Genomic DNA, 24,029 nt, shown 5'->3' on the forward strand with positions numbered 1-24,029 from the left:
GGCTTCCTCGCCGTGGATCCCTAAAAACGCCGGAACACCGCACCCAAACCCCGTCTTGAGTCTGTCTGGAGTCCCGCCATGACCGAACTGGTCATCCATTTCGAACGCCCTTCGCATTGGGCGGAGAGCATTCACATCCATCTTTGGGACGGTCATCCGGGCGGCTTCGGCACCCAGTGGCCGGGCTTGCCCATGACCGCGCAGGGCGATGGCTGGTACGTCATTCGGCTCGCGGGCATCGCGCAGGCCCGCCTGGTCGTTCACGACGCCCAGGGCCGCCAGACCCAGGATCAGCATCGCGCCGAGGATGGCTGGCTGACGGCGGCTGGCGTCTGGTCCGCCGATGGCAAGACGTTGCCGCCGGTGAGTGCGCCGATACCCCAGGCGAGCACACCGCGCCAGCCCGTCGCGGCGCGGGTCGCGACCGAGCTGCGTCCGATCGCGGAACGGACGGATTTTCGCGAGGAGACCATCTATTTCCTGCTGACCACCCGCTTCTACGACGGCGACCCCTCGAACAATTTCTTCTGCCGCGACCGCATCCAGTTCGATGCCGGCGGCAACCCGGTGGATCCGCACTGGCGGGGCGACTTCAAGGGGCTGATCCAACGGCTCGACTACATCCGGGATCTCGGCTTCAGCGCCATCTGGATCACGCCGCCGGTGGAGAACCGCTCGGGCCTGGACTACCACGGCTATCACGCCTATGACTGGACCCGCATCGATCCGCGTCTGGAGTCGCCCGATGCGACCTATCAGGATCTGATCGACGCCGCGCACGCCAAGAACATCAAGATCATCCAGGACGTGGTGGTCAATCACTCCTGTCAGTACGGCATTCGCGGTCAGGTCCACATCGACCATTTGCCGATCAAATATTACGTGCCGCAAGGCTCCGAGCCGGGCCGGGTGAATCACGGCCCCTATCAGGGCAGCCTGGGCCACTACGCCTGGCCGAACCGCGACGACATCGACAACCCGCTCGCGCCGGACTGGTACCGCGAGCGCCACGCGCGCGACCCGGAGGGTATCGAGCCGCTGGTCGATCCCAAGACCGGCGAGACCGTCCCCAAGCCCGGCTACAACCCCGGTCGTTTCTTCGGCATCGACCCCCAGGATCTGGACCCGAACTGGTATCACCAGGAGGGCTTCATCTGCGGCGGCGACTGGGAGAGCGCCCATCCGCTCCAGCAGAAACACCTGGCCGGCGATTGCATCGATCTCGCGACCGAGCGCCAGAACGTCAAGGACTACATCATCGGGGCCATCAACCGCTATCTGGACATGGGCGTGGACGCCCTGCGCATCGACACCGTCAAGCACGTCGAGCGCGACAATCTGCTCGAATACGTCAATGCCTGGAAGGCGCACAAGCCGGGGCTCTTCGTCTTCGGCGAGAATCTGGTCAAGGGCTATGGCTGGGGGGATCTCGGCGGCGGCGACAACGGGCCGTCGCAGATCCGGCCCTGGTGGTATACCCGCCTCGGGCAGGATCCGCGCGATCCGCGTTCGGGTGGCGATTCAGGCTTTCCGCAGCTCGATTTCGGACTCTTCTCGACCTTCCGCGATACCGTCAGCAAGGGCACCTACGGCGGCACCGGGCAGATTCTGAGCATGGATTGGATCTACGGCGACGTGACCCAACTCGTCACCTTCCTGCAGAACCACGACGTGGGTCCGGACAACGACTTCAAATACCGCTTCCAGGGCGAGCAGTGGATGGCCGCTGCCGCTTACAACCTGATCTGGACCGCGCGCGGCATTCCCTGTCTCTATTACGGCGAGGAGATCGAGTTCATGAAGGGCGCGCCACAGGACGTGGAAGGAGAGCGTGATACCCTGCACACCACGGGACGCGCTTATTTCGGCGACCATTTGAGCGATGAACGCATCGGCCAGACCCGCGCCCATCCGCTGTTTCTGCATCTCCAGCGTCTCAACCTGATCCGGCGTTCCGTTCCGGCGTTGCAGAAGGCGACCCTCTCCCATCTCAACGAATGGGGCAGCGGCATGGCGTTCGTCCGCGACCATCTGGAAAGCGGCAGCCTGGCGGCGGTCGGGCTGGCGATCGGTTCCGATCAAGAGGTCCAGATCGATGGCGTGCCGCCGGGTCTGTACCGCGACGCGGTAACCGGCCGGGAGATCGCAAGCGACGGACACCTGGCCTTCCATGTCAAGGCGAATTCCGCCGGGATTTACGTGCTCGACGGACCCGGCAAGATCGGCGAGGACGGGCCTTATCTGCGCTGAGTCGCGCGGCTGGTATCAGCCACCCTAATCTGTATATGATCGCAAGCATGACCGACAAAAATAGAGACTACCGGGACCGCCGCATCCAGGCACGTTATGTGGTGGATCTGCATGCCAAGGTCCGTGGTCGCAATCAACTGCCGACCAATTGTCGCGTGCGCAATATCTGTAACGGTGGCGTGCTGCTCGAGTCCGGGTACGCCGAGCCGGAGCTGCCCTTTCAGTCCGGCGAGCATGTGGATATCCACTTCGATCTCCCGGATGCGCAGAGCATGGATCCGGTGCAGGCCGTCATCGAGGTGGTGCATCGCGTCGATCGGAGCCTGGGCGCGCGCTTCGTGCGGCTCACGGGCGATGGGCGGGCCAGACTGGCGCGCTTCGTCAGTGATCGGGCGGCGGCGAGCGGCGAGCTGGAAACGGGTATCGATACCAACCCAACGCGCGCCCGCGCGCGGGAGGTTCTTCAGGAGGTTGGGCAGCAGCGTCTCGGCGGATTGCTGGATTCGCTGCTCGAATCCCTGGTCGAGGAACTCTGGAGTCATACCGAGCGGGCGGGAAGCGATGCCGAGCGGGCCCGTTTCTCCGGTGAGATCGGCCTGCTGGCGCGGGCGGTCCACGACGATAATATCTCTAAACGGCTCCTCCAGGACTTGCTCGACGCCCTGAACAACGTCGGCAAGGCCCAGAAAGAGGATTCCCCTCCGCCCGCGATGTCCGGGACGCTGTCCCTCAAGGACGGATTGCAGCTCGTCGATCAGAACGAGTTCGAGATCTGGCTCGCTAAGTCCGAACTGGCCAACAGGCTGGAGGACGAACTGCGCGAGCCACTGGAGGCGCTGCGGACGAATATCTCCTCCATCTTCCACGATGCCTCGCTCCCCATGGAGCCCATGGCGCTGGCGGAGATCATCGAGCGCACCCTGAGCGAACTCGGGCTCGGCGCCGACTTGCAGCGGATTGGCCTCCAGGCCGTGGCCAGCCATCTCACGCGCAACCTCGGCTCCTTCTACCGCGAGATCCTGCGCGCCTGGTCCACGGCGGGACTGGAATCCTCGCCCGCGTCAAGCGGTGTCGCGCCCCCGCCCGGTGTCGCGTCGGCGGGCGATGCCGCCGGATTCGCGTCCAACCCCAGCCCCGCCGCGGCCGGCGGACCGGAACCGGGCGCGAGCCAGAACGCGCCAGGGCCGGCGTCGGCGTCCGGTATGGGGGCGGCCGAGGCCAACGCCGCGCTCACCCAGGCGGCCGGCGTGATGGCCAACCTGCTGGCCAACTATCCTCAGCGATCGCCTTATGTCAGCCTGGAGCGGCGCGGTCGGGCCTATACGGGCGGGCGTCGCGTGGCGGATCTACTCGCCAGTTTTCCGGCCGACTATCAGATTCCCGAGCCGGATCCGAACCGACCTCTGCGGGAATTGGTGTCGCAATGGCTCACGGCCTCCGAGGCCAAGAACCCGGCCGGTCGGTCGGACCGTCAGCCGGTGATGTCGCCTCAGGTGGAGGAGCGGGTCGACGTGACCGATCGGCTGCTGGCGCTCATGCTGTCCGACACCGTCGCCCCGCAACGGCTCAAATCGCTCATCCAGCCGCTGTCCAAGCGTTTTCTCTCCATGGCCCTGACCGAGCCGGGCGGGATCTCGGATACCAAGCAACCACTGGTCAACCTCATCAACAAGCTGGAGCACCTGGCGACTTACTTCCAGAACGACGAAGCGGTCGAGGGCAAGCTCCAGAAGGAGTTCGACGAGGTCGTCCAGAAGCTCGCCGTCGCCGACGGACATGACCCCAAGGCGCTGGACGAGATCGGCAAGCACGTCGGAGATCTCGATTCGCGCGCCGGGCGCGAGTATCAGGACAACATCTCCAACTGGGTCAATATCTGCGAGTCCAAGGAGCGTGGGCGGATCGCCAGGGAGGAGGTGCGCGAACGGCTCAACACGACCTTCGGGGGCCGTCGCGCCCACAAGGTCATCCTTGAGCTGCTCGATGTCGGATGGCGGAACCTTCTGGATCTGGTCTGCGCCAATTCCGGAATCGACGAGCCGCGCTGGCGTAAGCATTGGCGACTCCTGCGCGCGCTTCACCAACTGACCGGCGGCGACGGCGAGTCCGACGACGAACCCAGGGTCGAGCTGGAAACCCTGATCGAGGAAGCCCGTTCCGGTCTGACCTACATGGGTATCGACCCCATCGTCAGCGACGAACTGCTGGGCCGCGTCGAAACCGCCGCGCGGCGGGTCCGTGCCTCGCTGGATCGGGATGAGGACTATGTGACCTTCATGCCGCTGAGGCCGGACGCGGAGAGCGAGCCCGAACGGGTTCCGCGTGATCTGTCCGCCTCCGACTGGGAGCAGGCCCTGAACGATCTGGCCTCCCTGGCGATCGGTTCCCTGATCTGGATGCGCACCAAGGACGCGGCCAACAAGGCGGTGCGCCTGATCTGGCGCAATGATGACGGGTCACGCCTCGCGGTGACCGACACCATGGGCAAGAAGGTCAAGGTGTTGCGTCGCAACCGCCTGGCGGAAGCCTTCGCGCGTGGTCACGCGCATGCCCAGGCGCCAACCGGCAAGCGGATCGTGACGCGGGCCGCGGATGCCGCGCTCTCCGAGATGCAGGAACGTCTCAAGTATCACGAGACACACGATGCCTTGACCGGGTTGTCCAACCAGCGCCACCTGGTTGGCGCCCTGACGCATCTGTTGATGCCGCGCGAGGCTGACGGCGTCCACCATGCGCTCTGTTTTCTCGAGCTGGATCGCTATGACACCCTGACCGGCACCTTTGGCTACTCGGTCGGCGAACGCATGCTGATGGCCGTCTCCAAGCTGCTGGAGGGGGTGGTGCAAGACGCCATCTGTCTGGCCTACATGGGGGGCAGCCGTTTTGGCCTGCTGATGCCCGTGATGGATCTGGATCATGCCACGGAGATCGGCGAGTCCATCCGCGCCGGCTTGACCGTGATGCCGTTCGATCTGCAGGGCAAATCCTTTCGCATCTCCGGCAGTCTCGGCATGGCCATGCTGGATGGCGAGAACGGGAGTCCGGAGCAGCTCGTTTCCGCCGCGAGCGTGGCCTGTCTCGCGGCCCAGCGCGAGGGTGGCGACCGCATCGTCCTGTTCCGGGAGGACAACGAGGTCATCGCCCGCCAGTTGGACCACATGCGCAGTTGGGCTCAGGCGGAGGAAGCGATCAAGGCGGGGCGGCGCAAGCTGCGTTATCAGCGGATCGTTCCGCTGGATCCGACGGCGGGCCTGTCGCCCCATTGCGAGATCCTGCTCAGCGTCTACGACGATCAAGGCGTTCCGCTGCCGCTGCAATCCTTCATCGCCGCCGCCGAGGCCTTCAACATGATGCGCGAGGTGGATCGGCAGGTGATCGACGAGACCTTCAAGTGGATCCACGGGAATCCGACCAAGGTGCGCGATATCGGCGGCGTGGCGATCAACCTTTCAGGTCAGTCCCTGACCGACCCGGATCTCATCAAATACATCCGGGCTGGGCTGGAGAAATTCGCGGTCCCGGTCGAGATGGTCAGCTTCGAGGTCACGGAGACCGCGGCCATCGTCAATCTGGATCAGGCCGCGATCATCCTGGAGGATCTCAAGGGGCTCGGCTGCCAGATCGCGCTGGACGATTTCGGTGCCGGCATGTCCTCCTACAGCTATCTCAAGCGACTGCCGGTGGATTTCGTCAAGATCGACGGATCCTTCGTCAAGGACATCCTGGTGAGTCCGCAGGATCGTGAAATCGTCAAATCCTTCAACGAGATCGCCCACTTCATGGGCAAGAAGACCATCGCCGAGTATGTCGAGAACCAGGAAATCCTGGAGCTGCTGCGCGACATTGGCGTGGATTACGCCCAGGGCTACGCGATCGAAAAACCGCTTTTCATCGAGGATATGCTCTAGCCCAAGCGGCTGGAGCACCTCAGGGTCCGTTTTCCTCCGCCAGCAGCCGCAGAAGGGTGGCGGACTCGACCGGCTTGATCAGATGGCCATCGAACCCAGCCGCCTGGGTGCGTTGGCGATCCTCGGGTTGACCCCAGCCGCTCAGCGCGATGATCCGTCGCTTCAGTCCGCCAGGCTGCTCGCGCAGGATCCGGCAGGCGCCATATCCATCGAGTCGCGGCATCCCGAGATCCATCAAGACGATCTCGGGGGACTCGCGCGCGACCGTCTCGATCGCTTCCAGCCCGTCGTAGACCCCCCGGTAGCCGTGCAGTTCCAGCACCTGGGCCAGCGAATCGGCGATATCCCGTTGATCGTCCACTACCAGGACGTGCCGGCGTGTCGGCGGTCTGATCGGGTCGAGCGCGGGCCGCCGGGGCGATGGGGCGGAAGACGGATGCGGGATCGGTAGGGACACCCTGAACGTGCTGCCCTGACCCAGGCCCGCGCTGTCGGCGGTGAGACATCCGCCGTGCATCTCCACCAGACCACGCGCCAGCGCCAGCCCGATGCCGAGACCGCCCTGGGCGTTTTTGCGGCTGGAGCCGATCTGCACGAAGAGGTCGAACAGACGCGGAAGATCCTCGGGTGCGATGCCGATCCCGTTGTCGCGAACCTCGATGACGACGGCATCCTCCACTTGGATGGCGAACAAGTGGATGTGTCCGCCTGGTTCGGTGTATTTGCGCGCGTTTTCGAGCAGGTTCACGAGGATTTGCGTCAAGCGCACCGGGTCGGCGTCCAACTCGATCGCCTCTGGCGGTAGGGTGACGGTGAGGTCATGGCCCGTCTGCGCGATCGTCGGACGGGCGAGTTCCAGAACCTGCTCAAGCAGAGCGGCCAAGTCTATCCGTTCGCGGCGCAACCGCAGTTTTCCAAGGGTAATGCGGCTGACATCGAGCAGATCGTCGACGAGATGCACCAGATGCCGCGATTGCCGCTCGATCATGGCGCAGGCCTGCTGCTGGACCGGATTGCCGAGTCCGGTGAGTTGGAGAATCTCGACCGCGTTGCGAATCGGTGCCAGGGGATTGCGCAGCTCATGACTCAGGGTCGCGAGAAATTCATCCTTGCGGCGGTCGATCTCGCGGAGCGCTTCCTCGGCGTGTCGGCGCGCGGTGATGTCCTGAACAAGAAACAACATGGAGGCCAGGTTCCCCGTCCGCTCGTAAATGGCGGAGCTGTGCCAGACGCAGTCGAGGATGGTGCCATCCTTGCGTAAATTGCGATGGGTGCCGATCGTGCGCGACTTGGTGCCGTCGATCATGGCCGCAAGTCGTGTCTCGACCAAGACCAGATCGTCGGGGTGGATCCAGTCGATGTCGGTGACACGGCGTTCAATGACCTCCTCGGCCGTCCAGCCGAACAGGCGTTCGGCCGCCTGGGACCAGCGGATCAGGCGCAATCGGGGATCCAGTTCGATGACGGCCAGCGGCAAATTCTCGATGTGGGCTCCGAGGCGTTCGAGCAGTCTGTGCCGGGACCGGGCCAGACGGTCCATCATCTGGTCGAGCGCCTGGGCGAGCACACCGATTTCGTCCTGACGCGCGAGCTTCAAACGCGCCTCCTGTGCTTCGTTGGCCCCGAGCGCGGTGGCCTGCGCGGTCAGTCGGGATAAGGGATTCAGGATGATCCGACGTAATCCGAGCAGAAGCAGGAAGAACGCCAGCCCCAGGGCGCCGGCCACCGAGAGGTTGGCGACCCACAGGGCTTTCCGGCCCTGAGCACTGATCTCCCGAGGGGTGGCGACCCTTAGGGTCAGCGCCGGATGTCCATCGAGACCTGTCAAGGTTGTCTCTCCCACCAGCGTGGCGGGCGTTTCGGTCAGCGTGATCGGGGTCTGGACAAAGCCGCTGGGTTCCGCCGGGCCGCTCGCCGACCGGCTTTCCGGCGGCGGTGTCGAGACGCTCAGATTAACCCGTGCTTGGGTGCCCAGCCGAGCGATGGCCTCGGCATCCAGCAGGCGCGCCAGCATGACGTGGCCGATCGGCGGTCCTTCGCCCGCCGAGGTCAGCGCGGGCATGGCGACTACCAGAAAGGGTCCCCGAGGGGTCTGAAAGAGACCGAGCGTCGCCTTGGGCGTCTCATCGCCGGCGTCGGCTTGTCTCGGAAAATGTCCGGCGGAGATCCGTGCGGGCATCAGCGTCGGCAATTCCAGGGGTTGCTCGGCGCCGAGGTCATAGGCCATGCCCCAGATCAGGTCACCCGCCTGGTCGTAGAAGGCCATGGCATTGACGGCCAGCCCCTGCAAGGTATCGAGGTTCAGATTGGAGGTCAGATAGCCCTGGTTGCGATCCTTGAGGAAGCGGTAGGTATCGTCCCACAAGGCCCAGTCGTTGAGCGTCAGGGCCAGGAGCTCAAGCTCGCGCCGCAGCGGCTCGACCGCGCGCCCCAGATTCCGCGTTGCTTGAGCGCGTTCCAATTCCAGGAAACGGGGGTAGACCACCAGGTGTTGGATGCCATATTGCGAAATGGTCGCAACGGCGAAGATGGCCAGCAGGAGGAGGACAATACGGTTGAGCAATGACACGGGACAGCCCTCCATGGAGCGGGTGTGCATTCGGTCTCAAGGCCTTCATCGCGCCATCAAGGTACCGCAAGCATTCCGTGGGTATCAATTCCCCCTTTTCGTGAACGTCTCCAGCGGTTTCAACCAAGGATCCCGGCCATCCATGTAGAGGTGAATGAATTCGCCTCTACAACCCGGCATCTGGCTCATAACGAGAATTGATGACACATCCTGGGACTCACTGATGCGTCGTGGGCGACTGGTGCCGGGTCTGCTCGGCGAATATCTGGCGTGTGTCGACGGGGTCGAAGCGGTAGGCTCGGTTGCAGAATTCGCAGATCACCTCGACCTCGCCCCGCTCGGCCAGGATGCCATCGACCTCGGCCTCTCCCAGCATTCTGACGGTGTTCTCGATGCGCTTCTTGGAGCAGGCGCAGCGAAAGGCGAGCGGCTCGGGATCGAAGAGTCGCAGGGACTCCTCGTGGAACAGCCGGTGCAGCAGTGGCTCGGTCGCTAACCCGGTGAGTTCGCTCGGGGTCAGGGTCTCGGCGAGGATGGTTACGCGCCTCCAGTCTTCCTCGCTCGCTCCCTCGTCGGGCAAGCGCTGCAAGAGAAGTCCCGCCGCGCGCCGCTCGTTCGCCGCGAGCCAGAGTCGGGTCTGGAGTTGTTCCGAGTCGGAGAAATAGCGCTCGACCGCCTCCGACAGCCGGGTACCCGTCAGCGGCACGACGCCCTGATAGGGCTCGCCGCGACCGTGCTCGATGGTCAGTACCAAACGCCCCTCTCCGAGTTGCTCGCCCAGGGTGCCCGAGACCGGAACCTCGCCGCTCCAACGGGCCAGTCCGCGCACCGTGCGGGCGTGCGTGGCCTGAGCCACCAGGGTCCGAATGGGTCCGGCGCTCTGTATTTGCAGGATCAGCGAACCCTCGAACTTGATGGTCGCGGCGAGCAGGGCGACGGCCGCCAGCGCCTCTCCGAGGCGGTCGCGCACGGGTGGCGGATAGGGGTGGGCGTCCAGGACGGCGCGCCAGCTCGCGTCCAGATGGACCAGATGGCCGCGGATGCCGGCGTGCTCGAAGAGAAAACGCGAGAGTCTGTCGGAATCGTTCATGTCCGGGTTGTTCATGTCGCGGGGCCGTTTCAATCGAGGCCCGCCAGGAAGGCGTCGACGGCCGGTCGCAAGGGACGCTCGCCCGCCAGCACGGCCGGCTCGAAATCACGGCGCCAGAGCGGCATCAGCAGGCGGGCGCGACGCCATTCCTCGAACATGATACGAGCCAGCGGACCACCCTCCTCGATGAACCCGAGATCCCGGAAGTCCCGCTCGGCCTGGACACGGTCATAGGCGAAACGGAGGATCTCCCAGTGCCAGCCGTCCTGGCGCATCTCCAGCAAGGCATAGCTGCCGCGCGGGTCGCCGTCGAAGGGCGAGCCGACGGAGCCCACGTTGAGGATCGGGATGCCGTCGAGAACCCGTTGCAGCGGTCGGTGCGTGTGGGCGGTGACGAAGAGGGCGAGATCCGGCGGGAGCGTGCCGCGGATCTCCTCGTCGGTGACGCTGGTGGTGATGCCCTGCCGATTGCTGGTCATGGTACCGTGGGTCACATGCACCCAGCTCGTCTCCGTGCCGCCATCGAAACTGAGATGATCCGGCCAACCCTCAAGGGCCTCGACACGGGGCTGGATCTGCTGATAGGTCCAGTCGGCGAAGCGGCGCATCTCCGCCTCCAGCGCGTCCTTGGGCGCCTCGCGGCCGCACCGCAGCACCCAAGCCTCGTGGTTGCCCTTGACCGGAAGCCAGCCGCGCTCGCGCCGCAACTGGTCGAAGAGTTCCAGGCAGGCCAGGCTGCTGGGGCCGCGGTTGACCAGGTCGCCATCCATCACGACCAGGTCCGGATCCCAATCCAGGATCCGGGACACCGCCTCTTCCATGGCCGGCAGGTTGCCCTGCACATCTGAAAAAATCGCGACCTTCATCGTGGCTTATCCTTAGAAATCCGATGCCGATACCTTACCGGGATCCGCGCGGGAGTGAAACTAACCGGCACGCTCGACCTCGCCGATCCGTTGGCGAACGGAATCGACCTTGCCCCGCAGCCGCCCGAGCGGACCCTGGCGGATATCGAACTTGGCGATCGCGTAGACCCGCTCGCAACCGAGACCATCGAGGACCGACTGGGCCTGTTCGATGAGCGCGAGCGCCTCCGGTAGGCTCGCGGTCTCCACCTGCGTCCCCATGGGCGAGAGTTGGAAGTCGAACCCGCTGTCGCGGATCAGGGCGATCACGGGCGCGACGAACCGACTGACGCTGACCCCTTGATCGGTGGGGAAGATGGCTAGATCGAGGATGACGGACATGGACTCACCTGCTGAGGCGTGGCATGGAGGGCGCCCGACGCGGGATTGCCGCGCCGAGGCAACCGGCCGTAGACTTGGGCTCAAGCGATCGCTTCACGCTTTAAATAAGAACATAGGCTCGAAATCCATCCATGACACCAGATAAAGATTCCGGCGAACCGGATTGGGACACCCCGCTCACGCTGACGCTGACGCCGGGCCTGCTCATCCACGCGCTCATGGGCACGGCGAGCGCCGTTCACACGGGCTGGAGCAGTTGCGTGGATGATACCCTGGTCCTGTCCAATCAAGTCGCGATGGACGACCGGGCCGGTCATTATGTCCGCCTCGCCGAGCAGGAGTTCGTCGAGGACGACCAGCCGGAGACGCTCTGGCATGACTGGACCCTGGAGGTGCGTCTCGGCTCGGTCCTGACGACCGGACACTGGCAGTTTTTGGCCACGGCGCATCCCTCGGAGTGGGAATGGAATGCCCGCGAGGCCGAGCGCGCCTTCGAGCGAGCCTGCGTGCTCGTCGGACGGCGGGTGCGGCGCGCCATCGTCGTGGAGGAACCTGTCCAACTGGACGATACCCCGCGCGCGAGCCGTCATTGAGCCGGACGCCCGGAGCCCTGGGCGAGACTTGACCCATCGCGAGGCTCCTGGCTTGCGCCAGGCCGCCCCCGCGATCCCGATCCTTTTCACTGGAGACGCCCATGAAGGTCACCGTCGATTTCGATATCACCCCGGACGAGGTCCGCAAGCTCTTTGGCCTTCCGGATGTGGAAGCCTTCCAACGCCAGCTCATGGACGACATCCGCGAGCGGATGACCGCGGGCGTCGAGGGCTATGATCCAATCAAGCTCTTCCAGCCCTACATGGCCGGGACCATGGCGTCCTGGGATATGTTCCAGAAACTCTTGACCAATGTTTCGTCCTCGTCGACTTCGGGCACCAAGGCCGGGGCCGGGGATTAGCGATCCTGATGGGATGGGCGAGGCGGTCCGCGATAAGGGACAGGGTGTCTCGCCGCCCACTAGGTTCCACGTCCGCGCCTCTTGACCGGGTGCCTTCCTCGCGACGAAATCCTGGCTGGTTTTGATGGCTTGATGAGCGCGATATAACGAGACGGGCGGAGTTTTCCCCAGGTCGGCGTCGCCGGCCCGGGGCGAGCGATGACTCCCGCAACGAAAGGCTAGATGGAAGTGATCGAATGACCAGGTCGACAAGACCAGATCACGGATGGGAGACATGGCCTCAGGGACGGGATTTTGCCATTGAGTTGGTGCGGCAGTTGGTCGTGCCGACCTTCGTGATCGATGGCGAGGCCAGGGTCATCGTCTGGAACCGGGCTTGCGAGCAGTTGACCGGAATGCCCGCGGCGGATGTCATTGGAACGCGCGATCACTGGCGCGCCTTTTATCGCAAGCCGCGCCCTTGCCTGGCCGATCTGGTTCTGCAGGGGCGACAAGCGGACATCCGCCAATACTATTCGGCCTGTCCCGATGGCGCGGATACCAGCGCGCACGCGGAGGCGCACGCGGAGAACTGGTGTGTCATGCCGCTGTGCGGCGCCGAGCTCTATCTGTCCGTCGACGCCGGTCCCATCAAGGACGCCGAGGGACGGACCATTGCCGTCGTGGAGACCCTGCGCGACATGACGGACCGTCACCGCGCCGAGCAAAAGCTTAGGTTCATCGCCAGCGTCTTCGAGAACTCCCAGGAAGGCATCCTGATCACGGCGCCTGACGCGCGGATTCTGGATGTCAACGCCGCCTTCACGCGCACCACGGGCTACGGCCGCGAAGAGGTGCTCGGCCGGACCCCGGCGCTGCTCAAATCCGGTATTCAGGAAGCCGATTTCTACCGACGGATGTGGCGTGACCTCAAGGACAAGGGCCATTGGCAGGGCGAGGTCTGGAATCGCCGGAAGTCCGGCGAAATCTATCCCGAACTCCTGCAGATCAATGCCGTCCTGGGTGAGTCCGGACAATTGTCGCACTACATCGGGATGTTTCTCGATATCAGCGACCTGAAAAGCACCCAGCAGCAGTTGCTCCGTCTGGCCAGCTACGATGCCCTGACCCATCTCCCCAACCGCAGGCTGCTGGCCCGGCGACTGCATCGGGCGATGGACAAGGCCGCGCGGTGCGAGCGCCTGGTGGCCATCTGCTCGATCGATCTGGACGATTTCAAGGGTATCAACGACCGGTTCGGCCAGGAACATGGGGACCGGTTGCTGCTCGAGATCGCCCGTCGCCTGCTTGGCGTGCTCCGCCCGGAGGATACGGCGGCCCGTCTGGGGGGCGATGAGTTCGTTCTGCTGGTCACCGATCTGGGTAGCGCCGATGAGCTGGAGGAGATTCTCCGGCGGGTTTTCGAAGAGATTTCAGCGCCCTACCAGATCGAGGATGTGGCGGTCACGATCTCGGCCAGTATCGGCGTCACCCTCTATCCCATCGACGACAGCGATCCCGATACCCTGTTGCGGCATGCCGATTACTCGATGTACGAGGCCAAGCAACTGGGTCGCAACCGCTATCAGCTCTTCGACATGGAGGCCGCCCGGGCGCTTCGGGCCAGGCATCTGCAACTAGAACGGCTCCGCAAGGCGCTGCGCGATCGTGAGTTTTGTCTCTATTACCAGCCGAAGGTCAACATGCGTACCGGCCGCGTCATGGGCATGGAGGCCCTGCTGCGCTGGCGGCAAGCCAATGGCGTCCTGGTCGGCCCCATGGAGTTCCTGCCGCTGGCCGAGCAGTCCTCGCTCATCGTCGACATCGGCGAATGGGTTCTGCGCGAGGCGCTGGGACAGGCGCGACAATGGGTCCTGGATGGCCTGGACTTGACCGTCAGTGTCAATATCGCCGCCCGCCATTTTCAACACGGCGCCTTCCTGCCGAGGCTTCGGGCGATCCTCTCGGAGCATGCCGATCTGGCGCCCCATCATCTCGAGCTGGAGATACTGGAGAGCGCGGCGCTCGAGGATATCGCGATGATGCGTGGGATCATCGGGGCCTGCCAATCGATCGGCGTGGGTTTCGCGCTCGACGACTTCGGAACCGGCTATTCCTCGCTGAGCTATCTCAAGCAATTGCCCGTCGAGACCCTCAAGATCGATCGCTCATTCGTGCGGGACATGCTCGATGATCAGGACGATCTGGCGATCACCAAGGGTGTGATCGGTCTGGCCAGCGTCTTTCGCCGGCAGGTCATCGCCGAGGGCGTCGAGACGCCCGAGCAGGGGTTGCTCTTGATGGACCTGGGATGCGATCGCGCGCAAGGCTTTGGGATCGGTCGTCCCATGCCGCCGGAGCAGGTGCCGGGGTGGATCGAGGGGTTCGAGCCGGATTGGAAATGGACGCTCTGGGCGGGAGGCTGTTGGCGATCGAGCGACATGCCGCTCCTGCTGGCCCAGTATGATTGCCGGCATTGGCTCGAACGGCTGGTCGATCGTCTGGACGGGTGCGACGGGGAGCGGCGGGAGAAATTCCCGGTCGACGGAGGTGGTGAGTCATCGGATGGACGTTTTTCCACCTGGCTCGCGGGCGAGGGCGACATTCGCCATGGACATCTCTTGGAGTTCAAGGAGGTCGCGCGGCTCCACGATCGGATTCGGCGCCTCGGGAGCGCGATGATCCGACTCCGGGACGCCGGGAAACCGGGAGCGGCTCGGGCGATGCGGGACAAGCTCATCGGACTCAAGACAGGGGCCTTGACGGCCATCGAACAGCTTCAACGAAGGGTGGCGAGACGATGAAGACACCTCGGTTTGGCTGGCTCGCGCTCGGCGCGTTCCTCACGGCCGGCGCGGCCCTGGGGCAGGACTGCGGCGACCAGGGTCCGGCCAGCCTGCCGGACGCGCGCTACGTCCTGATCCAGAACGGTACCGTCAAGGATGTCGTCACGGGCTTGATGTGGAAACAGTGCGTCGAGGGCACGGGCGGCATTGGCTGCGCGTCCGGCGCGCCGCTGAACCTCGGATGGCGGGAAGGTTCGCGGCGCGCGCTGGGCTCTCGGTTCGCCGGTTTCGCCGATTGGCGTCTGCCGGATCGCCACGAGCTTCTGTCATTGCTGCAACGGCGCTGCCATGGACTGGATATCGATGGTGTCATCTTTCCGCGCACGCCCGCGAGCCGCTTCTGGAGCGCGAATCCCGCCTCCTATTATCCAGGGAGCGCCTGGACCATCGACTTCGGCAACGGCGACATGGGCTATGGCACCGAGCGCGAATCGGCCCACGTCCGGCTGGTCCGGGACGCGGAGGCCTGCTCCCCGGCCCGACCCTCGACCTGTTTTTCGCATCAGGATCGGCTCTACGAGCCGCATGGCGGGATCGAGGAACTGGAGCCGGGTCAGGAGCCCTGATCCATTTCGATCCGTCTTGGCTCGGTCAGGATCTCGCCATCGAGGCGCGGCCGTCCGTCCGTGTCGAGCCTCAGCCGGCCCCGAGCGAACCAATGCACCGCGGTCGGATAGAGGATGTGCTCCTGCCTCAAGACCCGCGCGGCGAGCGTTTCGGCGTCGTCTCCGGCCAGCACGGGTACGCGCGCCTGGGCGATCACCGGACCGCCATCGAGTTCGGCCGTCACGAAGTGCACACTGGCGCCGTGCTCGCGCTCGCCCGCGTCCAGGGCGCGCTGGTGGGTGTGCAATCCCCGAAATTTCGGCAGCAGGGAAGGGTGGATGTTCAGCATCCGCCCGAGATAACGGTTGACGAAGGCCGGGGTCAAGATGCGCATGAAACCGGCCAGCACCACCAGTCCGGGCTCGTGGCGATCGATCAGGGCGCTCAGATCGCTATCGAAGGCGTCCCGATCCGGATAGTCGCGGTGGCTCAACACCTCGGTCGGGATTCCATGCCGGCGCGCGCGCTCCAGGCCGAAGGCCCCGGCCTGGTTGCTGATCACCGCCCTGAGCTGGATCGGCCGCCCCTGGAGCTGGGCGTCGATCAGGGCCTGAAGATTGCTGCCGCCGCCCGAGATGAGGGCGACGACCGGAAGCGGCGTGCCTTCAGACATGGGCCGCGCCGCCACCGCTGTAAACCACCTCGGGCTCGGCCTCGCTGGACTCGATACGGCCGAGCACCCAGGCGTCTTCTCCCCCCTCGCGCAGCCGGTTCAACGCCGTCTCCGCGTCCTGCGGGGCGACGCAGACCACCATGCCGACGCCGCAGTTGAAGGTCCGCAGCATTTCCGAGCGCGAGATGCCGCCTTGGGACTGGAGCCAGTCGAACACGGGCGGCCGACTCCAGGAGTCCAGGTCCACCAGGGCTCGCGTGCCCCTGGGCAGGACGCGCGGCAGATTCTCGGTCAGACCACCTCCCGTGATGTGGGCGAGCGCGTGGACCCGCAGCGACCGGGTCAGGGGTAGGATCGAACGGACATAGATCCGGGTCGGCGCCAGCAGGGCGTCCCCCAGCGTGGCCCCGTCCAGGGCTTGGGACAGATCCGCGCCGCTCACCTCCAGTACCTTGCGGATCAGCGAATAGCCGTTGGAATGCGGACCCGAGGAAGCGAGGCCAAGCAGCAGGTCGCCCGGCGCGACACGATCGGGAAGGATGAGCTCGCTTTTTTCCGCGATGCCGACGCAGAATCCGGCCAGGTCGTAATCTCCCTCGCCGTAGAGACCGGGCATCTCGGCCGTCTCGCCGCCGGTCAGGGCGCATTCGGCCAGTTCGCACCCGCGCGCGATGCCCGCGATCACGGAGGCCGCGACCTCGACATCCAGGCGCCCGGTGGCGTAGTAATCGAGGAAGAAGAGCGGTTCGGCCCCGCTGACCAGGATGTCGTTGGCGCACATGGCGACCAGATCGATACCGATGGTGTCGTGGCGCCCCAGCTCGATGGCCAGCTTCAGCTTGGTTCCGACGCCATCGGTCCCGGAGACGAGCACGGGTTGACGGAAACGCTCCAGGGGCAGCTCGAAGAGCGCGCCAAATCCGCCCAGGCTATCCATGACCCCCGGACGGCGGGTGGCGGCGGCCAAGGGCTTGATGCGCTCGACGAGGCGGGCGCCGGCGTCGATATCGACACCGGCGGCACGGTAACTGAGGGCGGTCGATGGGGGAAGTTGGGAATCCTGCGGCACGCGGCGGCTCCAGTCTGGGAAATCTTGGGTCGATAGTATAACGAACGACACTTGGACAGGCGGCGCGAGCCACGCTAGCATCCGAAACCCGGCCATTGGCGCGGTTTTAGGATCTGCCTCGTGAAGCTCAGTGATCTTCCCAACATCATCAGCGTGATTCGGCTGATCGCCGTGATCCCGGTGGTCTATCTCCTCCTGGTGCAGGAATTCGGCTGGGCCTTGTTCCTGTTCGCCGCCGCGGGCGCCTCGGATGGGCTCGACGGTTTCCTGGCCAAGCACTATGGCTGGCAGAGCCAGCTTGGCGGCATCCTCGATCCGCTGGCCGACAAGACGCTCCTGGTCTGCTGTTTCCTGGTGCTGGGCGCGCACGGACTGATCCCGCTCTGGCTGGTCCTGGCGGTGATCTTCAGGGATCTGGTGATCGTGAGCGGCGCGGTGCTCTACAACTACCGGGTCGCGGAGGTCGAGGCATCCCCGATCCCGGTGAGCAAGCTCAATACGGCCTTGCAGATCGTCCTGGTCGTCACGGTCATCATGAATGCCGGAATCCAACCCTTGCCCGACGCCTTACTCACCTTCCTCACCTGGGCCTGCTTCGTCACCGTGGTGGTCAGTGGCCTGCAATACGTCTGGATCTGGGGGCGCAAGGCCATGCGCCATGGCTGGAAGGAGGATTAGGGTGTGTCATCAATTCTCGTCGTGAGTCGGATGCCGGGGGTAGGGCACGTCGATCCGAGCCTCGAAACTGAAAAGTTCATGCCTCCCCGTCCGTCATCCGCGAATAACCAATGAAAAAGGGGTGCCCAGGGCACCCTTTTTAAACCTCCCGCCAGCGGTGGATGGGTTCAGGCGTCGAGATTATCCAGCGCCTTCTGGAAGCGATTGGCATGGGAACGCTCGGCCTTGGCGAGCGTCTCGAACCAGTCGGCGATCTCGTCGAAACCCTCGTCGCGGGCGGACTTGGCCATGCCCGGATACATATCGGTGTACTCGTGGGTCTCGCCGGCGATGGCGGCCTTCAGGTTATCGCCCGTGGCTCCGATCGGCAGTCCCGTCGCCGGATCGCCCACGGCCTCAAGGTACTCCAAGTGACCATGCGCATGGCCGGTCTCACCTTCCGCGGTCGAGCGAAAAACCGCCGCGACGTCATTGTAGCCTTCCACGTCTGCCTTGGCGGCGAAGTAAAGATAACGGCGATTAGCCTGGGATTCGCCCGCGAAAGCCTCTTTCAGACTTTGCTCGGTTTTGCTGCCCTTAAGCTCCATGTTGCTATCCTCATGATGGACGACGTGTTGGGTGGCTTGGCGATGAGCCCTTACCTTAGGATCTCGATGGCTCGAAACAGAAATTGTTTGTTCCAATGACAGCGATAGATTGATTATATGGGCCTTTTTTCCAGACTCCCGGAGCGCCCCGCGCCAGATGAAAACCGGTCGATTGGCGCGATCCCGATGCCTTCCCAAGGCCCGCGGGATCGCTGGGCGATGAGCGTTTTCAACCCCGGCAATCAATCGGGCGCGAGCGGTTTCCCTGATGTCGGGACGAAAACCTGTGACCGGCCTCTCACTCCCGCGGTTCCATTCCATGGATGTTACAAGGCCTGTGAACGGGTTCATCGCGAAGAGGTACGGGGGCTGCTAGAAAGGCACTTCAAGGACGCACGAAGCTGTCCTGGAAGCCAGCCCCTAGCCGCCTCAATTGGGACCAATCATGTCGGCAAACAAGTCCATGCCCATCGCCTCGTTTCGTCAATCGTCACAGCGCCAGGCCGCCAGGATGGCTAACGAGGCCCCGATGCCGCTGCGTCTGCTGCAATTGACGGACTTGCACCTGTTCGCCGATTCCGCGGGGCAGCTACTTGGGATCACGACCCGCGACAGCTTCGAGGCCGTCCTGGCGTTAGCCATGTCCTCGCCTCGGTCGGCGGACGCCTTGATCCTGACGGGCGATCTCGTTCACGACGAGTCGCCCGCCGGCTATCGTTATCTGCGCGAGACGCTCAGGAAGACGGACATTCCGCACTACTGCGTCGGCGGCAACCACGATCATCGGAATCTGATGGCGGAATACCTGGGCTCCTCGGCCATGGGTCCGGTCGCGCTTCGCCGGCTCGATGACTGGAATCTCATCTTTTTGGATTCGAGCGAACCGGGGCGCGACGGCGGGCGGCTCGGCGAGGCCCAGATCGGACAGCTACAGGATCTGCTCGCGGACAATAAGGCACCCTCGATGATCTTCCTCCATCATCACCCGGCACCGATCCACAGCGCCTGGATGGATACCATGAGGGTTGAAAACGGCGCGGAACTGCTCGCCTTGTGCGATCAAAACCCACAGGTCAAGGCCATCCTCTTTGGCCATGTCCATCAGTCCGTCTCACTCCACCGGGGATCCTGTCAACTCCTTGGCGCGCCCTCGACCTGCTTCCAGTTCATGCCCGGCAGCAAGGATTTCGCGATCGATGACGCCGCTCCCGGGTTTCGTGAACTCATGCTCTACCCGGATGGTCGTTTCACCACCAGCGTGGTGCGCCTGGATCATTACGCCGAACTGCCGCTCTACCAGGCCGAGGGCTATTGATCGATGACGAATCCGGTATGCGGATGGTAGTCCATGGGTTCGCACGCCACTCCTGTCACGCTCGCCATGGATGGGCCTGTCCTTAGCCAGTCGCGCAACTGAGCGACCGCCGCGATCTCGCCACAGACCAGTACCTCGACGCGACCGTCCGCGAGATTGCGCGCATAACCCGTCACGCCGAGTCGCATGGCCTGCTCACGCGCCGAGGCGCGGAAAAAAACACCTTGCACCCGACCGCCCACGACACAGCGGTAACACACCTTTGGTTCCGTCTGTTGCTCGTCCATTATCGGCTCCCATGGAACGCGGCTTGAAACCACCGCTGAAATTCCGCGTCATCGAGGAATCGGCCCCTCGTCCCAACGTCTCGACTCATTGACCAGCCACCTTCCGATGCTCGCGCTTGAACTGCTGAAAGGGCGCGTTCTTGTAGTGACCCTCGACCACATAGCGACCGAGCAGCATGAATTCATCGGCATCGCGGGTGGCGCCGATGTATTTGGTGACGAGATTACCGTCGAGGTCGAAGAAGGCGAAAACCGGCGTGGCACGAACCCGATGCGACTTGAGCGCGAAATCCTTCTGCGTCGTCGAGCTTCCCGCGAAGTCGGTGATCTCGACATCGCCCTCGACATCGACCGGAAAAATCAGGAAATTCGCCTTGAAATAATCCTGAACCTCCGGCCGATTCAGGACGGTTCCCTTCATGCGATGACAGAAGGGGCATTCGTCCATTTCAAACATCAGCAGAACGCCCTGCTTACCCTCGGACTTGGCGTTCTTGAGTTCCTCGGAGAAATCACCGAAGGTCGCGTTGAAGAACCGGGCTGAATCAAGGGTATCGGCCAGGAGCGAGCCCGACCAGAACAGGATGATGGCGAGTATCGCGACGAGGCTGATCGCCTCTCGGCGGGTTCGACCTGGCAAGGAACGGCCTTCGGGCATGAGTTTCTCCTCCTCTTGTTATTGACTGCGTCGGCCGGTGCCTGGGAGATCCAGCGGGACGGATAGCGATTCTCACCAGATATGGCTTCCAGATCAACGTTACGGCATCCGCCACCGCGTCGTCGAGCGCTGCTAGACTAGCGATCGGGCCAGGGGACCACGGGGCCGGAAGCGCCCCCGGCCCTCGCCGGCCGGATTCCCCAGCGGGAGCCCGCGACGCGGAGCGCCCAGGACCTGCGTTCAGGGCAATGACGCCAACGATCGATGGAGCTAGGAACCATGAGCCATATCCTGATCCTGTACTACAGCCGTCATGGAGCCACCGCCGAGATGGCGCGTCATGTCGCGCGGGGCGTGGAGTCGGTCGGACTGGTGGCGCGACTGCGCACGGTTCCGGCGGTTTCCACGGTATGCGAGGCGACCGAGGACGGCATCCCGGAGAGCGGCGCGCCCTATGCCGAGCTGGAGGATCTGCGCCATTGCGCCGGACTCGCCCTGGGCAGTCCAACCCGCTTCGGCAACATGGCCGCCGCCATGAAGTATTTTCTCGATGGCACCAGTGCTCTCTGGTTGTCCGGCGCCTTGGCGGGCAAGCCGGCGGGCGTCTTCACATCCACCTCGAGCCTGCATGGCGGGCAGGAAACGACCCTGCTCAGCATGATGCTCCCCCTGCTGCATCATGGAATGCTGCTCATGGGTCTGCCCTATAGCGAGACGGACCTGCTCCATACACGCAGCGGCGGAACGCCCTATGGACCGTCGCACCTGGCGGGAACGGAGAGCAATCTGCCGCTCTCGGAGGAAGAGAAACGGCTTTGCCACGCCCTGGGCAAGCGCCTGGCCATGACGGCCGCCAAGCTGACGTCGGGCGGTGACTGAGGTTCAGGCGCTTGCCTTGAACGTCTCCCACCCTCAGCTCCATCTCGCGCTTGAGTTCAGGCGCGATCCCACGCTGGCGGAGTATCTGTCCGGGCCGAACGCGGAAGCCGTCGCGGCGGTCTCCGCCATGGCCAGGGGTGAAGGCGAGCCCTATCTATTCCTGTTCGGAATCAGGGGAACGGGCAAGACCCATCTGTCGCAGGCGGCCTGCCTGACGACCGCTCAGCGCGGGCGTCAGGCGCATTTCGTCCCGCTCGGGATGACGGGCCTGGAGCCTTCGGTGTTCGACGACCTGGAGCGCCTGGATCTGGTGGCGGTCGATGACGCGCAATGCGTCGCGGGCGACCTAGTCTGGGAAAGCGCGCTGTTCGATCTATTCAATCGGCTGCGCGAGCAGGGACGGCGACTCATCGTGGCCGCCAACGCCGCCCCGGATATCCTGCCGATCAAACTCCCGGATCTGGCCTCGCGGCTTCTCTGGGGTCCACGCTACTGTCTGATGCCCTTGTCCGACAGGGACAGCGAGCAACTCCTGATCGAGTCGGCCCATCGGCGCGGCATGCGTCTTGGCAGCGATCTGGTGCGCTACATCATGAACTACCACGCGCGCGATCCCGCGTCCCTGCTCGACCTGATCGCCCGTCTCGACAGTCTCAGCTTGCGCGAGCAACGCCAGCCGACCATTCCGCTCGTGCGCCGCGCCATGCGGGAAACATCCTAGGCGGTGTCATCCATTCTCGTTGTGAGTCGGATGCCGGGTGTAGGGGGAATTCATTCGCCCCGTTGGTGGCTCCGAAGCCGTCGGGGCGAATGGCCGTGTTGGTGGCGCGTATGTCGCGGCCGTTCACTCCGGCCCAAGGTTCGTGGGTGCGGGGTGGGGAGTCCCGGCGGCAGGGCCGATAGCCCCGGTCGCCGCTTGGCTCGTGCCCGTGACGATCGCCTAAATGCCAACGATCAACTTCTGTCCAGGGCGAATGTTGTTGTCGTTCGGACGCATTTTGTTGAGCTTGCGCAGCTCGTCGACTGAAATCCCATTCTGAACCGCGACCCGATAGAGGGTTTCCTGCGGCTTGACCACATGGTAACGCGCCTTGACCTGGCTTGGCTCCTGCCGGGGCTTGGTCTTGGCGATCACCGGCTTGGTCACCGGCTTGCTGGTCGCGGTTACCGGCTTGGTCGTCGGGCCGACCTTGGCGACCGCCGTCCGGGCGGGAGCGGACAGGGGCTTGGCCGCCCTTGGCTCGACCCTGGCGACCAGAACGGGCGCCTGTACTGGCGGAGGATGACTGGCGATCCGACGGGTCGTGCCTTGGGGCAGCCACACGGTGGAACCAGGTGGTAGATGGCCGTCACCCTTGACGACCGAATCGCGCCAGTGCAGGTTCAGGTCGGCGAGTTGGTGCTTGGAGGTGCCATAGTGGCGCGCGAGATGGTGCGCGGGCATGCTGTCGCGCAGGACAAGCCGATCGTGGAGCCAGGGCTCCTCGTAACGAACCCCCTCCGGGAAGTACCGATCGGCGTGGCTCGCGACCTCTCGGGCCGCCACGAATTCGGAATAGAAATTTCGCGACGCGAACCCGAAAGCGGGCCCCTTATAATTCTTGACGATACGTCCGATGTCGTTGCCGTATTCCGACCTGGCCTTGGCCATGCCACCCTGGCCGTGGTTATAGGAGGTGATGGCCAGTGGCCAACTGCCGAGCCTTTGGTAAGCCTGGGACAGATAGCGCGCGGCCCCGTCGGCGGCGAGGATGGGATCGAAACGCTCGTCGACCTGACCGCTGATCGTCATGTACTGACGCCCAGTCGAGGGCATGAACTGCCAGACTCCACCCGCGCCAACGCTGGAACGGGCGTTCGTTTGAAACGAGGACTCGACGTGCGGCAGATAGGCGAGATCCTCTGGAACTCCGTGTCGGCGCATGATTTCCCTAAAGCTTTGGTCGTAACGCCCGCTGATCTCCACGCCGCGCCGAAAACGCTCGCGTACTCCGCGCTGCGCGCGTACCCGCTCGGAGGCGCCATAAAGTGCGCCGACACCGCCCGCCTGCTTGAATTTGTCGAGGAGTTCCCTGTCGCTCTCGGCCAGCCGTTGGTCGGCCCGCACCCGCTGTTCCAAGTCGTCGAGACGCCGCTTGTGGTAATCCATGCGGCCCTTCAGCCAAGATTCTTGAGAGGCCGTGTAGCCCGCCTTGATCGGCCCTGGGATCTTGGCGACTTCGTAAATGACGCCGATGTGTTCTTCATCATGGATGGCGACCTCGCCCCGACTCCAGACGCCATAGACATGACGCCAGAAATCCACATTACCCTGGATCTCGGGCGGAACCGGGAAGGTCCGTGAATCGCCGTAGTCACGCTGCGACGGGAGATCGGACTCGCCCGTGCGTTGATCGACACCGGTGCCCGCGCAGCCGGCCATCAGGAGCATCATCAGCGAAATCGGTAACGCCCAAGGGAGCCGGGCCGTGAGGGTTTCGAGTTGCATCTTCG

The 24,029-nt window shown here is 64.2% G+C and carries 20 protein-coding genes; 10 read left to right on the forward strand and 10 right to left on the reverse strand.

Annotation, left to right across the window (positions count from 1 at the left end; translation table 11 throughout):
* The first annotated feature begins 78 nt into the window (after nucleotides 1-78).
* Nucleotides 79-2,250: an alpha-amylase family glycosyl hydrolase gene (locus CKO27_RS03830; protein ID WP_200373555.1), complete on the forward strand. Its 2,172-nt coding sequence runs from the start codon at nucleotides 79-81 to the stop codon at nucleotides 2,248-2,250.
* Nucleotides 2,251-2,297: 47 nt separating this feature from the next.
* Nucleotides 2,298-6,158 (forward strand): DUF1631 family protein, encoded by a 3,861-nt coding sequence (locus CKO27_RS03835; protein WP_200373556.1) that lies wholly within the window; start codon nucleotides 2,298-2,300, stop codon nucleotides 6,156-6,158.
* Nucleotides 6,159-6,177: 19 nt separating this feature from the next.
* Here the strand turns inward: CKO27_RS03835 and CKO27_RS03840 are convergent, their stop codons facing one another.
* The 4 genes from CKO27_RS03840 to CKO27_RS03855 all read right to left on the reverse strand — a co-directional run bounded on the left by CKO27_RS03840 (nucleotide 6,178) and on the right by CKO27_RS03855 (nucleotide 11,064).
* Nucleotides 6,178-8,727 carry a CHASE4 domain-containing protein gene (locus CKO27_RS03840; protein ID WP_200373557.1) on the reverse strand — a complete coding sequence of 850 codons (2,550 nt, stop codon included), beginning with the start codon at nucleotides 8,725-8,727 and terminating at the stop codon, nucleotides 6,178-6,180.
* A gap of 217 nt (nucleotides 8,728-8,944) precedes the next feature.
* Nucleotides 8,945-9,817: an Hsp33 family molecular chaperone HslO gene (gene hslO / locus CKO27_RS03845; protein ID WP_200373558.1), complete on the reverse strand. Its 873-nt coding sequence runs from the start codon at nucleotides 9,815-9,817 to the stop codon at nucleotides 8,945-8,947.
* Nucleotides 9,818-9,846: 29 nt separating this feature from the next.
* Nucleotides 9,847-10,683 (reverse strand): metallophosphoesterase family protein, encoded by an 837-nt coding sequence (locus tag CKO27_RS03850; RefSeq protein WP_200373559.1) that lies wholly within the window; start codon nucleotides 10,681-10,683, stop codon nucleotides 9,847-9,849.
* Between the two features lie 60 nt (nucleotides 10,684-10,743).
* Nucleotides 10,744-11,064 carry an MTH1187 family thiamine-binding protein gene (locus CKO27_RS03855; RefSeq protein ID WP_200373560.1) on the reverse strand — a complete coding sequence of 107 codons (321 nt, stop codon included), beginning with the start codon at nucleotides 11,062-11,064 and terminating at the stop codon, nucleotides 10,744-10,746.
* A gap of 131 nt (nucleotides 11,065-11,195) precedes the next feature.
* Between CKO27_RS03855 and CKO27_RS03860 the strand changes: the two genes are divergently transcribed.
* From CKO27_RS03860 to CKO27_RS03875, 4 genes are all read left to right on the forward strand, one after another.
* Nucleotides 11,196-11,657 (forward strand): hypothetical protein, encoded by a 462-nt coding sequence (locus CKO27_RS03860; RefSeq protein WP_200373561.1) that lies wholly within the window; start codon nucleotides 11,196-11,198, stop codon nucleotides 11,655-11,657.
* 101 nt (nucleotides 11,658-11,758) lie between these two features.
* The gene (locus tag CKO27_RS03865; protein WP_200373562.1) at nucleotides 11,759-12,019 is read left to right on the forward strand and encodes a DUF6489 family protein; all 261 of its coding nucleotides are present in this window, start codon (nucleotides 11,759-11,761) and stop codon (nucleotides 12,017-12,019) included.
* Nucleotides 12,020-12,327: 308 nt separating this feature from the next.
* Nucleotides 12,328-14,802, forward strand: a complete 2,475-nt coding sequence (locus CKO27_RS03870) for a putative bifunctional diguanylate cyclase/phosphodiesterase (RefSeq protein ID WP_338115872.1) — start codon at nucleotides 12,328-12,330, stop codon at nucleotides 14,800-14,802.
* A complete protein-coding gene (locus CKO27_RS03875) occupies nucleotides 14,799-15,410 on the forward strand; it encodes an Lcl C-terminal domain-containing protein (protein WP_200373564.1) in 612 nt (203 codons plus the stop codon). The genes CKO27_RS03870 and CKO27_RS03875 overlap by 4 nt, the downstream gene beginning before the upstream one ends.
* Here CKO27_RS03875 and purN read toward each other — a convergent pair.
* A complete protein-coding gene (gene purN / locus CKO27_RS03880) occupies nucleotides 15,398-16,063 on the reverse strand; it encodes a phosphoribosylglycinamide formyltransferase (RefSeq protein ID WP_200373565.1) in 666 nt (221 codons plus the stop codon). The genes CKO27_RS03875 and purN overlap by 13 nt on opposite strands.
* A complete protein-coding gene (gene purM / locus CKO27_RS03885; RefSeq protein WP_338115873.1) occupies nucleotides 16,056-17,132 on the reverse strand; it encodes a phosphoribosylformylglycinamidine cyclo-ligase in 1,077 nt (358 codons plus the stop codon). The genes purN and purM overlap by 8 nt, the downstream gene beginning before the upstream one ends.
* A gap of 120 nt (nucleotides 17,133-17,252) precedes the next feature.
* On the opposite strand from purM, the gene CKO27_RS03890 reads away from it, so the two are divergent.
* Nucleotides 17,253-17,810 carry a CDP-alcohol phosphatidyltransferase family protein gene (locus CKO27_RS03890; protein ID WP_200373567.1) on the forward strand — a complete coding sequence of 186 codons (558 nt, stop codon included), beginning with the start codon at nucleotides 17,253-17,255 and terminating at the stop codon, nucleotides 17,808-17,810.
* 167 nt (nucleotides 17,811-17,977) lie between these two features.
* Here the strand turns inward: CKO27_RS03890 and CKO27_RS03895 are convergent, their stop codons facing one another.
* A complete protein-coding gene (locus tag CKO27_RS03895; protein WP_200373584.1) occupies nucleotides 17,978-18,397 on the reverse strand; it encodes a rubrerythrin family protein in 420 nt (139 codons plus the stop codon).
* Between the two features lie 445 nt (nucleotides 18,398-18,842).
* On the opposite strand from CKO27_RS03895, the gene CKO27_RS03900 reads away from it, so the two are divergent.
* On the forward strand, nucleotides 18,843-19,712 hold the full coding sequence (locus CKO27_RS03900) for a metallophosphoesterase (RefSeq protein WP_242470709.1): 870 nt from the start codon (nucleotides 18,843-18,845) through the stop codon (nucleotides 19,710-19,712).
* On the opposite strand, the gene CKO27_RS03905 is transcribed toward CKO27_RS03900, so the two are convergent.
* Together CKO27_RS03905 and CKO27_RS03910 are read right to left on the reverse strand one after the other, a co-directional pair.
* Complete coding sequence (locus tag CKO27_RS03905; protein WP_200373568.1) at nucleotides 19,706-19,999, reverse strand: acylphosphatase; 294 nt, start codon at nucleotides 19,997-19,999, stop codon at nucleotides 19,706-19,708. The two genes, CKO27_RS03900 and CKO27_RS03905, sit on opposite strands and share 7 nt — an antisense overlap.
* Nucleotides 20,000-20,084: 85 nt before the next feature.
* Entirely contained in the window at nucleotides 20,085-20,657 is a 573-nt protein-coding gene (locus CKO27_RS03910; RefSeq protein ID WP_200373569.1) for a thioredoxin family protein, read from the reverse strand.
* Between the two features lie 279 nt (nucleotides 20,658-20,936).
* Here CKO27_RS03910 and wrbA point away from each other — a divergent pair, with 279 nt between their 5' ends.
* On the forward strand, nucleotides 20,937-21,536 hold the full coding sequence (gene wrbA, locus CKO27_RS03915; protein WP_200373570.1) for an NAD(P)H:quinone oxidoreductase: 600 nt from the start codon (nucleotides 20,937-20,939) through the stop codon (nucleotides 21,534-21,536).
* A 16-nt stretch (nucleotides 21,537-21,552) separates the two neighbouring features.
* A complete protein-coding gene (gene hda / locus CKO27_RS03920) occupies nucleotides 21,553-22,257 on the forward strand; it encodes a DnaA regulatory inactivator Hda (protein WP_200373571.1) in 705 nt (234 codons plus the stop codon).
* A gap of 219 nt (nucleotides 22,258-22,476) precedes the next feature.
* Here hda and CKO27_RS03925 read toward each other — a convergent pair whose 3' ends face one another.
* Nucleotides 22,477-24,024 (reverse strand): lytic transglycosylase domain-containing protein, encoded by a 1,548-nt coding sequence (locus tag CKO27_RS03925; RefSeq protein ID WP_200373572.1) that lies wholly within the window; start codon nucleotides 24,022-24,024, stop codon nucleotides 22,477-22,479.
* Nucleotides 24,025-24,029: the final 5 nt, after the last annotated feature.

The sequence above is a fragment of the Thiocystis violacea genome (assembly GCF_016583575.1).
Classification (GTDB): domain Bacteria; phylum Pseudomonadota; class Gammaproteobacteria; order Chromatiales; family Chromatiaceae; genus Thiocystis; species Thiocystis violacea.

Bases quoted from the DNA above. Each gene is read 5' to 3' on its own strand.
- wrbA (WP_200373570.1), top strand. From the start codon at position 20,937: ATGAGCCATATCCTGATCCTGTACTACAGCCGTCATGGAGCCACCGCC.
- CKO27_RS03895 (WP_200373584.1), bottom strand. From the start codon at position 18,397: ATGGAGCTTAAGGGCAGCAAAACCGAGCAAAGTCTGAAAGAGGCTTTC.
- CKO27_RS03925 (WP_200373572.1), bottom strand. From the start codon at position 24,024: ATGCAACTCGAAACCCTCACGGCCCGGCTCCCTTGGGCGTTACCGATT.
- CKO27_RS03850 (WP_200373559.1), bottom strand. From the start codon at position 10,683: ATGAAGGTCGCGATTTTTTCAGATGTGCAGGGCAACCTGCCGGCCATG.
- CKO27_RS03910 (WP_200373569.1), bottom strand. From the start codon at position 20,657: ATGCCCGAAGGCCGTTCCTTGCCAGGTCGAACCCGCCGAGAGGCGATC.
- purN (WP_200373565.1), bottom strand. From the start codon at position 16,063: ATGTCTGAAGGCACGCCGCTTCCGGTCGTCGCCCTCATCTCGGGCGGC.
- CKO27_RS03865 (WP_200373562.1), top strand. From the start codon at position 11,759: ATGAAGGTCACCGTCGATTTCGATATCACCCCGGACGAGGTCCGCAAG.
- CKO27_RS03855 (WP_200373560.1), bottom strand. From the start codon at position 11,064: ATGTCCGTCATCCTCGATCTAGCCATCTTCCCCACCGATCAAGGGGTC.
- hslO (WP_200373558.1), bottom strand. From the start codon at position 9,817: ATGAACGATTCCGACAGACTCTCGCGTTTTCTCTTCGAGCACGCCGGC.
- CKO27_RS03830 (WP_200373555.1), top strand. From the start codon at position 79: ATGACCGAACTGGTCATCCATTTCGAACGCCCTTCGCATTGGGCGGAG.
- CKO27_RS03905 (WP_200373568.1), bottom strand. From the start codon at position 19,999: ATGGACGAGCAACAGACGGAACCAAAGGTGTGTTACCGCTGTGTCGTG.
- CKO27_RS03900 (WP_242470709.1), top strand. From the start codon at position 18,843: ATGTCGGCAAACAAGTCCATGCCCATCGCCTCGTTTCGTCAATCGTCA.
- CKO27_RS03875 (WP_200373564.1), top strand. From the start codon at position 14,799: ATGAAGACACCTCGGTTTGGCTGGCTCGCGCTCGGCGCGTTCCTCACG.
- CKO27_RS03835 (WP_200373556.1), top strand. From the start codon at position 2,298: ATGACCGACAAAAATAGAGACTACCGGGACCGCCGCATCCAGGCACGT.
- CKO27_RS03860 (WP_200373561.1), top strand. From the start codon at position 11,196: ATGACACCAGATAAAGATTCCGGCGAACCGGATTGGGACACCCCGCTC.